Genomic DNA, 13,230 nt, shown 5'->3' with positions numbered 1-13,230 from the left:
GTGGACGCCGACGTCCTGATCTGCGGCCTGGGGCCTGTCGGCCAGTTGCTGGCGCTGCTGCTCGGCGACCTCGGCGTGTCGGTCATCGCGCTCGACGAAGCAAGCGAGCCCTACAACTTGCCTCGCGCCGCGGTCGTCGACGACGAGGTCCTGCGGATCTTCCAGTCGGCGGCCCTCGACGGGACGGTTCTCGAGGCCGCCCAGGTGCAGCCGGCGATCTCGTTCGTCACCGCGGCCGGTCAAGCCCTCCAGGTCCTGCGCACCGAGTCCGGCGATCTCGGCCAACCGCCGCTGGTCTCGATCCACCAGCCCTCGATGGAGCGCGCGCTGGTCGCCGCGCTGGCCGACCGCCCGGCGGTCGACGCCCGCTGGGGCCTGCGCCTCGACACGCTGGACCGCGACGCCGAGGGCGTGACGGTCTGGGTCCGGCCGACCGGCGGCGGACGCACCGAGCGGTTGCGCGCGCGGTACCTCGTGGGCTGCGACGGCGGCCGCAGCGCGGTCCGCAGCCGGTTGCAGATCCCGTTCGGCGGCTCGACCTTCGCCCAGCGCTGGGTCGTGATCGACGCGCTGCTGGATCGTCCGCTGGCCCGCGCCCCGCATCCGCACTTCCACGGCGACCCGCGCCGTCCCACGGTCTGCCTGCCGATGTCACCTGGCCGCCACCGCTGGGAGTTCATGCTGCACCCGGGCGAGGACGCCGCGCCGTTCCTGAAGCCCGCGCGGATGGCAGAGCTGATGGCGCCATGGATCGGCGACGAGCAGGTCGAGATCGAGCGCGCCGTCATCTACACCTTCCACGCGCGCACGGCCGCGCGCTGGCGGGCGGGGCGCGTCCTGCTGGCCGGCGATGCCGCGCACGTCATGCCGCCGTTCGTCGGCCAGGGCTTCTCCTCGGGCGCGCGCGACGCCGCCAACCTGGCGTGGAAGCTCGACGCCGTGCTGCGTGGCGCCCCCGCCCGCCTGCTCGACACCTACGAGCAGGAGCGGCGGCCCCACGTGACCAGCATGCAGAACCTCGCGGTGCGCTGGGGCGGGATCGTCCAGACCGCCGATCCGCGCACCGGCCGCGTCCGTGACCGCACGTTGGAGGTCTTGCATCGGGCTGGCGTCGCGACGTGGCTGGAGGATCGCGCCAAGCCGCTGCCGACCTACGGCGCCGGCGCGTTCGCACAGCGCCCGAGCCGGCTGCCCTGGCGGCGCACGATCGGATCGCTGTTCCCGCAGCCGATCATCGACGGCGTCCGGCTCGACGACCTGCTCCCACGCGGCTGGGCGGCCGTCGCGACGGCCGACGACGCGACGGCCGCGCTGCGCGCCGCGGGCATCGCCACGCGAACGCTCAGCGACGTGGACTGGCTGGAGCGCCGCGGCCTCTCGTGGGCGCTGCTGCGTCCGGACCGGTTCGTGTTCGCCTGCGGCGCCGGCCCACGGGACACCGCCCGGGCGATCGCCGCATTGCGGCGCACCTTAGGCACCGGCGTGCGCAGCGGACCGGAGCCGGCATCGGCGCTCGCCGCGGCGGTGGCGGCGTGATCGCGCTGCTGGGCGCGACCGGCACCATCGGCCGCCACGTCGCCGCCGAGCTCCAGGAACGCGGCGTCCCGGTCCGCGTCCTGTCGCGACCCGCCGCCGACCTGCGCGACGTCGCGAGCCTGCGCGCCGGGATGGACGGCGCCGACCGCCTCTTCCTGCTGACCCCGCACGACCCCGACCAGGCGTTGTTGGAGGCCAACGCGCTGGCTGCCGCGCGCGACGCCGGGATCCAGCGGATCGTGAAGGTCTCCGGCGGCGCGCCGTCGCTGGGCCCCAACGGGCCGACGCCGACCGCCGTCGCCCACTTCGCCAGCGAGCAGGCGATCGAGGCCAGCGGCCTGGCGTTCGCTTTCCTGCGCTCCTCGTTCATGATGCAGAACCTGCTGGCCACCGCGGCGCCGACCGTGGCGCGGCTGGGCCTGCTGCTCGCCCCGATGGGGCACGCGCCGATCGCGATGGTCGACGCGCGCGACGTCGCGAGCGTCGCCGTCGCCGCGCTGCTCGCCGACGATGATCGGCCCGGCGGCGCCTGGCACCTGACCGGGCCGGCCGCGGTTTCCTACGACGACGTCGCCCGGCTCCTGGGCGTCCACTACGTCGCGCTGCGGCCGCGCGCAGCTGGTCGGGCGCTGCGCCGCCAGGGCGCCTCGGCCCACGAGGTCGACCACGCCCTGCGGATGGCCGCCTACTTCGCCAGCGGCGCCGACGGCGCGCCGACCGGCGCGGTCGCCGAGCTCACCGGCCGCCCGCCGCGCGCGGTCGCGGCGTTCCTGGCCGAGCACGACGCCGCCTTCGGCACGCGCCGCCACCGCGGCGTCGCTCGCCTCCTGTCCCGCGCCCCCGCATGAAAGGCTCACCCCCGATGGTCACCCGCATCGGCCACGTGACGTTCCGCGTCCCCGACCTCGACGCCGCCGTCGACTTCCAGCGCGACGTCCTCGGCCTGGTCGAGACCGAGCGCGTCAACAACGTGTCCTACCTGACCTGCAACGACCGTCACCACGAGCTGGTGCTGGTCCAGGACCCGGTCCGCCGCGGCTACGACCACGTCGGCCTACAGGTCGCCGACGCCGCCGCGCTGGAAACCGCCAAGCGCCGGGTCACCGACGCGGGCGGGCGCGTGCTGGGTGATGTCTTCGACGGCGGCCCGGGCCTCGACCGCGCGCTGCTGGTCGAGGGGCCTGAGGGCCACGTGTTCAAGCTCTTCTGCGGGATGGAGACGGTCGCCCCGCCGCCGCCCGGCGATCGCCCGCTGAAGTTCGAGCACGTCTCGCTGAAGGTCCGCAACACGCGCCGCCTGGAGCGCTTCCTGTCCGCCGGCCTCGGCTTCCGCTTCAGCGACCGCATGGGGTTCTTGGCCAGCTGGTGGCACTGCGACCCCGACCATCACGGGATGGCCGTCGTCTGGGCGCCGAAGGCCGAGTTGTCGCACTACGCCTACACGCTGGCCGATCTCAACGCGATGGGCCGGACCGCCGACCGCCTCAAGCTCCACCGCGACCGCAAGCTGATCTTCGGCCCGAGCCGCCACGGACCCGGCAACAACCAGTTCGCCTACTTCAACGACGACGACGGCGCGATGGTCGAGCTGTGCTCCGACCTTGCCCAGATGGAGCCGGCGGGCAGCTACCAGCCGCGCAAGTGGCCGATCGACCCGGGCACGATCAACCAGTGGGGTGGACCGCCGCCGCTGAAGTTCCTGCTCGCCGGCTGCCCGATCGCGCCGCGGGGCTGAGCGGCTGATGGCCACGAGCGCGCCGGTCATCGACGAGGATCTCTACGGCGCGCCCGCGCTGCGCGACTCGCGCGCCCTGTTCGCCCGGATCCGCGACGCCGGCCCGGTCGTCTGGCTGCCGCGCCACCGGATGTTCGCGATCGGCCGCTACGAGGAAGTCAAGGCCGCGCTGCGCGACGACGACGTCTTCGTCAGCGGTCGCGGCGTGGCGGCCAACCCGGTCACCAACCTGCTGGCCCGCGACACGACGCTGTTCAGCGACGGCGCCACGCACGACGCGCGCCGCAAGGTCCTGCGCGAGTCGCTGAACCCCAAGGCGCTGAAGGAGATCGAGGGGCACGTCGAGCAGCAGGCGCGGCGCGTGGTCGCCGAGTTGGGCGTCGGCCGGGAGTTCGACGCGGCCGGGGCGTTCTCGCGGCACGTGCCGGTCAACGTCGTGGCCGACCTCGTTGGCGTCCGCGGCGGCGCCGACCGGCTGCTGCGCTGGGCGGGGGCGTCGTTCAACGCGCTCGGCCCGGTCAACTTCCGCTCCGCGACGACCGGGCCGACCTCGCTGGGCATGTTGTTGTACATGCTGCGGCTCGGGCCTGGGCGCGTCGCCCCGGGCAGCTGGGCAGCCTCGGTCTTCGCCGCACGCGACCGCGGCGAGATCAGCGCCCGCGAGGCGCGCGCCCTGGTCATCGACTTCGTCGCGCCGTCGCTGGACACCACGATCCTCGCGGCAACGCACCTGCTCTGGGACCTCGCGCACAACCCCGACGTCTACGCGCGCGTCCGTGCAGACCCGACGCTGGTCCCCGCCGCGGTCGTCGAGTCGGTCCGCCTCGGCGCCCCGATCCGCGGGTTCACGCGCGCGGTGGCCCGCGACCACGAGATCAACGGGGTGACGCTGCCGAAGGGGTCGCGCGTGGTGCTGCTCTTCGCCGCGGCGAACCTCGACGAGCGGCGCTTCCCTAACCCGGAGCGCTTCGACCTCGACCGCCCCAACAACGCCCACCTCGGCTGGGGCAACGGCCCACACACCTGCGTCGGGATCTTCCTGGCCAAGCTCGAGCTACAGGCGCTGCTGCGCGCGATGCTGCCGTGCGTGCAGTCGGTCAGCGTCCACACCCCGCGACGGCTGCGCAACAACACGCTCCAGGGCTTCCGCTCGCTCCGCGCCTGCTTCTCGTAGCGGGATCCCTGCTGCGGGTTCAGCGGGAAGGTCGATTTACACAGATGCCCGCGGCGGGCGCTGGCGATCACGCCAGTCGCTGAGTTGCAGGACACGTTCAGCAATGTCAATCGTTGAGACCAGCCGGTCATCGAGAGCACGCGCCCGCCGCAGCGGCTCGCGCAGGTCGTCGTGGTGCCGTTTGCCCATCGGCCGGCGTCGTGCTCGCTCACATGTCCACGGCTTCGAGGTTGCCCGGCGTGACGCCCAAGACCTCCTCGATCCCATTGCGAACAGCTAACGGAAGACACTCAACCGGTGGCGGCAAGACGGGTTGCCGCTACCGCCTCAGCGAGCATCGCTTCCTGACCTGCGACCTGCATGACGAAGCGGCTTCCACGCGGCCGGATGTCCAACAGCGGCGATCGTTGGCCGCTGCGCAATGGACGCAGACCCCACTGGGTTGTTGCGTTGGTCAAGTGCAGCCGTTCGGCCGTCACGGCATCATGCAGTTCTTCGATTCGCGGCCGCGTCGTCGGCCCGTTGACCAGATACGAGAGGTGTCGTCCTGTTCGTTCGTCGAATCGCGTCAATCCCTCCATCTGCATAGCCCAATCCGACGCGCTGCGATAGGTCTGCAGATCGATGGCCACCAAACGGACCGCGCTGAGATTGCTGAGCACCCAGTCAGCCCAGCGATCGACGTCGTGCTCGGCCTGCCAGAGCATCCGCGGGACAGCATTTGCTCCGGCTTCGTTCAGCGCTGCGTAGTACGCCAGCGAGCGCTTCGCGTTGACCAGCGACTCGACGGGGGGCCGAGGCATCCACCCGGAGTAGGATGGCGCTATAACCACGTCGTACCGCGCGAGCGCGATCGACATCACCATGTCGGTGGTCCATAGACGCTCGAGTAGTTCGTCCCGGTCGAACAACAGTAGGATCAGCTGCTGATCGGCCCGAAGCTCGTGGCGCTCACGGACCTCCGCAGCACGCATTACACCCTTGGAGCGCAGCACGCTGCGCACTCGGACGGCGTACACAGACCCGTCGAGGCTTCCGCGGAGCCCTCTGTGGTTGTCGATCTGCGGGATGTACGCCCCGAGCGTTGGCAATGTCAAAGGCCGCGCACCAACGTCCTCGAAATCCAGGCCTCCGAGCGCCCGAAACCAGTCGTTGAAGGCATTCGACCGCGGGTGCAGCACATGCTCACCGCCAGGGTCGGAAGGATGCTGGTGCGCACGACATGCATGCTCCGTGTACGCCAGGCCGCAGACCGACGCGGCGGGACACTCGACATGTTGTTCACAAACGGCAAACAGTGAGTCGACCCCGTGCACACGACACCTCCTCAGAGTTGGTTGCCACGGAGGAGCGCGACTCCGGAGCTCCGATCGGCATCGACCGACTCGATCTTGCCCTTCATCGCGTATCCACGGCGCATGCAGTCGATCAACAACAACTTCGACGAGTTCGTTACCGGTCCTACAGGATCCCCGACGGCCAAATAGATCCGCAGCGCGGACCCCACACCGACCCGTAACACGACTGGAGCACCTACCGGTGGCGGATCAGCGCCGTCCGCAACCTTGAAGGCCACTCGACGGACCAATTGACATACGTCCGGCGCATCGTCCATCGCGCCGATCCCACCCGCAACGGCAACCGCCGCCCTCGTATCCGTGACGATGTCGACTGCCGCCGCCTTCGGCTGATCTCTGCCGTATCGCTTGCCACCACCCATCTCGCTCTCCTTTCTGCCGGAGAGCACATAGTGGACCGCGGCTCAGACGGAAGAATGCAGGAGCCGCATTACCGCGCAAGCCCAGCACGGCAGGGCTTCAAATTGCTTCGCTCCCGAAGCGTTTACCGGAACTTGCGGCCTCGATGCGGACGCTGAGGGCGAGAGGAGCCGAACCGCTCGCGGCGGTGACATAGCCTGCGACTGCCGTGCCTGTCGATGCCTTTACCTTGCCGCAGCTATCCAAGGCGTTCGGCGCTCCGTACCGCACCCTGCATTCATGGGTCGAGCGCGACCTCGTCTCTCCTAGCGTCCACCGCGCGACCGGCACCGGCAGAGCGAATCTCTTCGACCGGCAAGACGCGCTCACGGTCGCCATCCTGTCCGAACTACGCGAGGCCGGCGTCACGTTGGATCTCCTCCGCCGCGCTGCGGAACGGCTTCAAGAGCATCGTGAGGACCTCGGGACGCCCGTCTATTTGTTGGTTAATGGCGACGTCGACATCGTGACGGACGAGCAAGCGGTCACCGCAGCCCTAACCCGCGGCGGCGCGATGCTCGCGCTACACACCGGCAAAGCGTTGGAGCGAGTAGGGGCGCTGCGAGTTAGTTGAGCCAGCCTGACTTCGGGGCTGCTGCGTAGCCCGAGAAGACCGCGTCGGCCTCCCGGCTCCGGGCCGCACGGCATGCGGCACGAGGCCGGCCGCCCTTGCGCCGTAGCGCCAACCGGCGTCGTAGTCGCCTGACGCGGATCCGCCGCAGCGCCTCCTCGGCGACACTCGCGGGACCTGCCCGGCGATGGCGAGCACGCCGCGGTGCGGTAACCCGCGCGCGGCCGTCGACCTGGCCAGGCCCGGGCTACGGTCCTCGATCGCTACTGCTATCGCTTCGGCACCAGGACCTGCGCCAGGGCGCCGCTCTTGAAGCGTTGCTCATCGACGACCTCGAGCTTCAAGTGCTGCTCGAGGTCCGCGAACGGGCTGCGTCCCGCACCGATCGCGATCGGGACCGTCGACAGCTGGAATTCGTCGACGAGGCCGAGGCGGGTCAGCGACTGGGCGAGGGTGGGGCCGCCGTGGACGAGGATCGTTCCTTCGTCGTCGCGAGCCTTCAGGTCCGCGATCGCCGCGCCCAGATCCCCGAAGATCTCGACCGGTCCCCAGTCCGCCTTCTCCAAGGTGTTGGAGAAGACCGCCTTCGGCTTCTCGTTCATCGCGGTCGCGATCGGCCCTTCGGACGCGGCCCAGTGCGGGCCCATGATCTCGTAGCTGCGGCGACCCATCGCGTGGACGCCGGCCTCGTCGAGCGCCCGGAGGTTGCGCTCGCTCGAGTCGTCACCGAAGAACTCGAACATCCACTCGTGGGTCCCGTCGGGGCTGGTGGCGAAGCCGTCGAGGGACAGGACCATCTTGAGAACCACTTTGCGATCGCTCATGTCATAGAGACCGACCGCCTCGCGAGAAGTCATCGCCCAGCGATGGCTCGGGCTGATCAGCAGACGGTCCGGACCGCGCGCTGCGCGGTCGTCTGCGCCTTCTGGGCCTGCTTGAGCGCGGACTGCGCCTGCTTGGCCTTCTTGCGTGCGGCGGTCCGCTTGGCGGCGGGCGCGCTCTTGGCCTGCTGGGCGCGCTTGGCGGCCAGCTTCTTCGCGCTCTTCACCGTCGCGGTGGCCTTGCGGAGCTTGGTCTTGGCGGTAGAGCACGCCTTGGCCGTCGCCGAGGTCGGCGAGCCGCTGCCGCTGGCCGGTCCGCCAGCACCGGCCGCCGGGCCACCGCCTGCGGTCGGACCGCCACCCGCGCCGCCGGTCCCGCCCGAGCCGCCGCCGCTTCCGCCACCGGTCCCGCCGCCGCCCGTGCCGCCGGTCCCGTCACCACCGCTGCCGCCGCCGCCCGTGCCGCCTGTCCCGCCGCCATCACCGGGCGCGGTGCCCTCGGGGACCACGTCGTCGTTGAAGACCATGATCCGCTTGGTGACCATGTTCGTGAGGCCGTGCGTCCCGTGATCCGGGGTGAAGACCGTCGGCACGATGATGTTGCCGCCGATCGGGTCGTCGTGGAAGACCACGTCGAGCACCACCTTGTGGCCGGCGACCTCGACGACCGGGCCGACCTGGATCTTCAACGTGCCCATGAGCACCTCGGTCCGGCCCGTGATGCCGGAGTTGTCGAGCGTGATGGGTACGCCCGTCTTGCTTTGGGCGTTGAAGTAGATCGAGCTCTTCACACCCTCCTGGTAGGTGTGGACGTACTGGATCTTGTTGATGCAGTAGAGGTCGCACCCGTCCTCGTCGAACGCCGCCACCGGCGTGAAGCCCAGGAACTTCGAGTGCGAGCTGTAGAAGTCCGCGCGCACGTTGCGCAGGGTGCTTCCGCTCGTGATCCCGACCGGGTCCCCGGCGCCGCGCGTCTCGACGAAGTACAGCGGCACGTCGACCACGGTGTTGGCCTTGAAGACGCTCGGGTGGGCCTTGATGTCGAGCGTGTAGGAGATCGCCGCCGAGGCCGAGGCGGGAGCGGCCGCCAAAAGCGACAGGCAGACGATTAGTCGAGAGACGAGGCGCATTGCGCCCAACGTACAAGGCCGGGCGGCGCCCGACGGGCCGGACCTGACCGTTTGGACGGGGTCAGAGGCGCCGACCGCGCGCGGCCCGGCTCAGCAGTCGGTCGCGGCCGTGCGCGTGGCCGGGATGAGATCCTCGATCTCGCCGAAGGAGCGCGAGACGCCGATCATCCACTTGCCGCCCTTGCGCGCGACGCCGACGGAGGTGCCCTCCTTCGGGTCCTCGAGGATGACCGTGAAGGTCCCGGCGCTCTTGTAGGTCGCATCGGCGGTCCGCCATTGGGTTCCGGTCGAACGGCCGGTGGAGCCGCCGCTGGTGGTGGCGGTCGAGTACTTGCCGTTGGCGCAGAACGTCCAGTCCTCCTGCTTGAAGGAGGTGGCCGCGACGAAGTGGCTGCCCTTGACGAGCGCGAGCGTCTTCTTGTTGGCGGTGTTGACGTCCGTGCAGCGCTTGAGCTGTCGCTTCGCCGTCGTCTTCTTCTTGCCCGTCGCCTTGGAGACCGCCTTCTTTTCAGCGGCGCAGCTGACCTTCTCGGCGGTGGCGCCCGGCGTCGCGGCCCCGGCGCTGGCGGCGAGGGCGGTCACCGCGGCGACGGCGAGGAGAGCGGGGACGGCACGCGTGGGCATCTCTCGACCATACGCCACGAACCCGCGGCGCGTGCGAATGATGGACGAGGCTCACCAGGTGAACCTCTACGTTGGTACAGGTCGGTGGTGCTTTGTCGAACCTGGCGCTCGCATCCTCCGCCGCAGCCCGTAGGGTCGCGCGTCATGCGCACCCGCACCCCCTTCAGCCTGCTCGCTCTCGGCGCCGTCCTCTGGGTCGCTCCGACCGCCGATGCGGCGTTGCCGACGTTCAAGGACAAGACGATCGTCGTCGGCAAGAGCATCGCGGGCGTGAAGCTCGGCGCCGGCCTCGCCTCCGGCAAGGCGGCGTGGGGCAAGGCCAACGGCGACTGCTCCGATCCGTTCCTGTGCCTGTTCCGCGTCAAGGGCGCGGTCAGCGGCGACAAGGGCGAGGGCCTCTTCTCGGTGAAGAAGGGCAAGATCACGCGCATTCAGATCACCGCCCCGCTGGCCTCCGGGGAGGGCCACGCGTTCAAGGCGCCGTTCACGACCCCGAAGACCGCCAAGGGGATCGGCATCGGCTCGACCGAGGCGAAGCTCAAGAAGGCCTACCCGAAGGCGACCTCGCCGTCGAAGGGCTACTTCGTCATCAAGAGCCCGGGCCGGATCGAGACGAGCTTCGTGGTCGACCAGAGCTCCAAGCGCGTCTCCTCGGTAGTCGTCGAGATCATCCCGGCCGACTAGGCCGGACATCGGCCATGCAGCCCCGCGGCCGGGCCGGATTGCGTTAACGGCACTGCGTGCTGGGGTACGCCACGCGCGCTCATGAACCGGATCCGGACGATCGGCGTGCCCTGGCGACCGCAGTGGCCCTCGTGGCCGGGGCGGGCGCCGCAGGCGGCGCGGCGGCGTCCGAGACCACGACCTTCCAAGGCGACGCCGGGCACTCCGGCGGCGTGTTGGATCCGGCGCTCGACGGGCCGCTGCACGTCCTCTGGACCCAGCGGCTGAGCAAGAGCTTGTCGTACCCGTTGGCCGCCGGCGGTCGCGTCTTCGTGGTCTCACCCGTGCCCGGGGACAGCCCGGTGGGGGAGGTCGTGGCGCTCGATGCCGCGACGGGAGCGCCGCTCTGGCGCCGGTCGCTGGCGAGGGCGACGGACCTGACCTACGGCGAGGGCACGTTGTACGCGTTGGACCAGCACGGGGTGGTCACCGCGCTGGACCCGGCCACCGGCGTCACGCGCTGGGCCAAGGGGCCGGCGTCGCTGGACATCTCCCGCGTGTACAAGTCGCCCGTCTACGCCAAGGGCACCATCTTCTACGTCGGCCTGACCGGCGACGAAGGCTCGGCGCTTGTCGCCCTCGGCGCGCAGGACGGGACGTTGCGCTGGCACGCGCCGTTTACGACCTACCTCGCCGACGCGGGCGTCGCCGCCGACGACCAGGGCGTCTACCTCGGCTACGAGTGCGGCTTCGGCTTCTCGTTCACGCACGCCGGAGCCCAGCGCTGGAGCACGCAGACGTCGTGTCCTGGCCAGGCGTCCGGGTTCGGCGAGCAGGTGGTCGTCGCCGACGGGCGCGCGCTCACCGACTCCCGCAGCGGCGCCGTGCTGAGCACGGCGACCGGCGCGATCGTCGACACGTTCACGCGGACGAGCGTCCCCGCGTTCGGCGTCGGGCACGTGGCCTGGCTCGGCGAACACGGCCGCCTGACGTTCGCCGACCGGGCGACGCTGACGCCGACCCTGACCTACACGGCCGACAACCCGGACGTCAGCCAGATCCTCGGCCGGCCGTTCTTCGTCGGCGACCGCGCGTTCGTGCAGGACAACCGCCATCACCTGATCGGCGTCGACGGCGCGACCGCTGCGGTGAGCGCCGACGTCGACCTCAACGTGCAGCTGGCCCCGCCGAACGACCCGCCGGTGGAGGGCAGCGGCGGAATCGCGGTGGCTGGGGGCGTGATCGCGGTGGCGACGACCGACGGACGCGTCGTGGGCGTGACGGGCGCCGGTGGGCCTACGCCTCCGGGAGCGGACACGCCGACGATCCCGCCGACGTCGACGCCGACGCCGGTGCCCCCAGGCGGCGCCCCGGGCGCGACGCCGATCCCCTTCACCACGCCGAAGCCAACGCACGCAACCTCCGCGTCGGTCGTGCTGCCCGCCGCCGCCCGCCGCGTCACGGTCCACGCCACGCGGCTCGGCCTCTTGCGTCGGCACGGCCTCACGCTGACCATCGCCGGCGCGCGCCCGGGCGCCACCGCCGACGCAATCGTGCGCGCCGGCGGCAAGGTCGTCTGGCACGCGCGCGCCCGCGTACCCAAGGGCGGGCACGTGCGCCTGACCGAGAAGGCCCGCCGGACGATCCGGGCGAAGACCGCACGCCTCGAGATCCGCGTGAGCGCGGCGCACGCCAAGACGCTCATCCTGCGCCGCACCCTGCGCTGAGCCCGTCTTTTCGGGACCGATGTGACTCAGGGCGCGAGGCGCGTCGCTCTACGCTGTGACGCGACTATGGACAGCATCGCTCCCGATCGCCTCGCCGACGCGCTCCGCGTCATCGCCGAGGTCGAGCAACTTCCCAGCGAGCACCCCGATGCGGTGGCGGTGCGTCGCGCCGTTGGCCGCCTGTTTAAGGCCGTCAAGCAGCAGCGACGTGCCGAGCGGCGCTCGACGGTCCGCGAGCACGACGACGCCGTGACGGCGGCGACCGGCACCGGCGCGCCCGGGCGGATCGACGACGAGACACGCGGGCTCGCCTTGAAGCCCAGCGTCGCCGGCGACCGCGCGGGCACCCTCCTGCGCGCTCGCGGCTGCTACGTCTGCAAGCAGCGCTACACCGAGGTGGACGCGTTCTACCACCAGCTCTGTCCATCCTGCGCGGCGGACAACCACGAGCGGCGCAGCGCGCGCACCGACCTGACGGGGCGCCGCGCGCTGCTCACCGGCGGCCGCGCCAAGATCGGGATGTACATCGCCTTGCGCCTGCTGCGCGACGGCGCGCACACGACGATCACGACGCGCTTCCCCAACGACGCGGTCCGGCGCTTCACCGCGATGGACGACAGCGCTGAATGGATTGATCGCCTGCGCGTCGTCGGGATCGACATGCGCGATCCCGGCCAAGTCATCGCGCTCGCAGATGACATCGCCGCCCAGGGCCCGCTGGACATCCTCATCAACAACGCCGCCCAGACCGTGCGCCGCTCTCCCGAGGCGTACGCGCACCTCGCCGCCACCGCGCAGGTGCCGTTGCCGAGCGGGCCGCTGCCGGAGATCGTGACGCTCCGGCGGACCGAGGAGGCTCCCGCCACCGGCGCAATCGGCGGCGGGCACTGGACGCCGACGCCACGCGCGCTCGCCGCGCTGGCGCTGACGTCCGGCTCGGCCTCGGCGGCGCGCGTCGCCGCCGGCACCGCGATCGACGCGGGCGGGCTGATCCCCGACCTGCACCCGCACAACAGCTGGAGCCAGGTGGTGAGCGAGGTCGATCCCGTCGAGCTGCTCGAAGTCCAGCTCTGCAACCAGACCGCGCCGTTCATCCTCATCAGCCAGCTGCGCCCGTCGCTGGCGGCGTCGAGCGCCCGCCGGACCTACGTGGTCAACGTCTCGGCGATGGAGGGCCAGTTCAGCCGCGGCTACAAGGGTCCCGGCCACCCGCACACCAACATGGCCAAGGCCGCGCTGAACATGCTGACCCGCACGAGCGCGGCCGAGCTGCTCTCCGACGGCATCCTCATGACGAGCGTCGACACCGGCTGGATCACCGACGAGCGGCCGCACCCGACCAAGATGCGGCTCGCCGACGAGGGCTTCCACGCACCTCTCGACCTCGTTGACGGCGCCGCGCGCGTCTATGACCCGATCGTCCGCGGTGAAGCAGGCGAGGACATCCACGGCGTGTTCTTGAAGGACTACAAGCCCTCGCCCTGGTGACGAG

General features: G+C 71.0%; 13 protein-coding genes. 8 read left to right on the top strand and 5 right to left on the bottom strand.

What is annotated here, in order from left to right; translation table 11 throughout:
• From ACT01A_RS02690 to ACT01A_RS02675, 4 genes are read left to right on the top strand one after another with little or no spacing between them, the layout of a single operon-like run.
• Entirely contained in the window at positions 1-1,536 is a 1,536-nt protein-coding gene (locus ACT01A_RS02690) for a bifunctional 3-(3-hydroxy-phenyl)propionate/3-hydroxycinnamic acid hydroxylase (RefSeq protein ID WP_445150701.1), read from the top strand.
• Positions 1,533-2,384: an NmrA family NAD(P)-binding protein gene (locus ACT01A_RS02685; protein ID WP_445150700.1), complete on the top strand. Its 852-nt coding sequence runs from the start codon at positions 1,533-1,535 to the stop codon at positions 2,382-2,384. Before ACT01A_RS02690 ends, ACT01A_RS02685 begins: the two co-directional genes overlap by 4 nt.
• Positions 2,385-2,398: 14 nt before the next feature.
• Complete coding sequence (locus ACT01A_RS02680; RefSeq protein ID WP_445150699.1) at positions 2,399-3,271, top strand: VOC family protein; 873 nt, start codon at positions 2,399-2,401, stop codon at positions 3,269-3,271.
• Positions 3,272-3,278: 7 nt separating this feature from the next.
• Complete coding sequence (locus tag ACT01A_RS02675) at positions 3,279-4,445, top strand: cytochrome P450 (RefSeq protein WP_445150698.1); 1,167 nt, start codon at positions 3,279-3,281, stop codon at positions 4,443-4,445.
• Positions 4,446-4,735: 290 nt separating this feature from the next.
• On the opposite strand, the gene ACT01A_RS02670 is transcribed toward ACT01A_RS02675, so the two are convergent.
• Positions 4,736-5,761, bottom strand: coding sequence for a hypothetical protein (locus tag ACT01A_RS02670; RefSeq protein WP_445150697.1), 1,026 nt, complete (start codon positions 5,759-5,761; stop codon positions 4,736-4,738).
• An 11-nt stretch (positions 5,762-5,772) separates the two neighbouring features.
• Positions 5,773-6,165 (bottom strand): hypothetical protein, encoded by a 393-nt coding sequence (locus ACT01A_RS02665; RefSeq protein ID WP_445150696.1) that lies wholly within the window; start codon positions 6,163-6,165, stop codon positions 5,773-5,775.
• Between the two features lie 206 nt (positions 6,166-6,371).
• Between ACT01A_RS02665 and ACT01A_RS02660 the strand changes: the two genes are divergently transcribed.
• Complete coding sequence (locus ACT01A_RS02660) at positions 6,372-6,776, top strand: MerR family transcriptional regulator (RefSeq protein WP_445150695.1); 405 nt, start codon at positions 6,372-6,374, stop codon at positions 6,774-6,776.
• 266 nt (positions 6,777-7,042) lie between these two features.
• On the opposite strand, the gene ACT01A_RS02655 is transcribed toward ACT01A_RS02660, so the two are convergent.
• The 3 genes from ACT01A_RS02655 to ACT01A_RS02645 form a co-directional block, all read right to left on the bottom strand.
• Positions 7,043-7,597 carry a dihydrofolate reductase family protein gene (locus ACT01A_RS02655; protein WP_445150694.1) on the bottom strand — a complete coding sequence of 185 codons (555 nt, stop codon included), beginning with the start codon at positions 7,595-7,597 and terminating at the stop codon, positions 7,043-7,045.
• A gap of 56 nt (positions 7,598-7,653) precedes the next feature.
• The gene (locus ACT01A_RS02650) at positions 7,654-8,724 is read right to left on the bottom strand and encodes a hypothetical protein (RefSeq protein WP_445150693.1); all 1,071 of its coding nucleotides are present in this window, start codon (positions 8,722-8,724) and stop codon (positions 7,654-7,656) included.
• Between the two features lie 90 nt (positions 8,725-8,814).
• Positions 8,815-9,348, bottom strand: a complete 534-nt coding sequence (locus ACT01A_RS02645) for a hypothetical protein (RefSeq protein ID WP_445150692.1) — start codon at positions 9,346-9,348, stop codon at positions 8,815-8,817.
• Positions 9,349-9,492: 144 nt separating this feature from the next.
• On the opposite strand from ACT01A_RS02645, the gene ACT01A_RS02640 reads away from it, so the two are divergent.
• The 3 genes from ACT01A_RS02640 (at position 9,493) to ACT01A_RS02630 (ending at position 13,226) form a co-directional block, all read left to right on the top strand.
• Positions 9,493-10,032 (top strand): hypothetical protein, encoded by a 540-nt coding sequence (locus ACT01A_RS02640; protein WP_445150691.1) that lies wholly within the window; start codon positions 9,493-9,495, stop codon positions 10,030-10,032.
• A gap of 122 nt (positions 10,033-10,154) precedes the next feature.
• On the top strand, positions 10,155-11,738 hold the full coding sequence (locus ACT01A_RS02635; protein WP_445150690.1) for an outer membrane protein assembly factor BamB family protein: 1,584 nt from the start codon (positions 10,155-10,157) through the stop codon (positions 11,736-11,738).
• A gap of 66 nt (positions 11,739-11,804) precedes the next feature.
• Positions 11,805-13,226 (top strand): SDR family NAD(P)-dependent oxidoreductase, encoded by a 1,422-nt coding sequence (locus tag ACT01A_RS02630; RefSeq protein ID WP_445150689.1) that lies wholly within the window; start codon positions 11,805-11,807, stop codon positions 13,224-13,226.
• The last annotated feature ends 4 nt before the right edge of the window (positions 13,227-13,230 follow it).

It is taken from the genome of Baekduia sp. Peel2402, from assembly GCF_052567285.1.
Note: the sequence above shows the minus strand (reverse complement) of the source record. Positions and strands in the feature narration are given on the sequence as shown.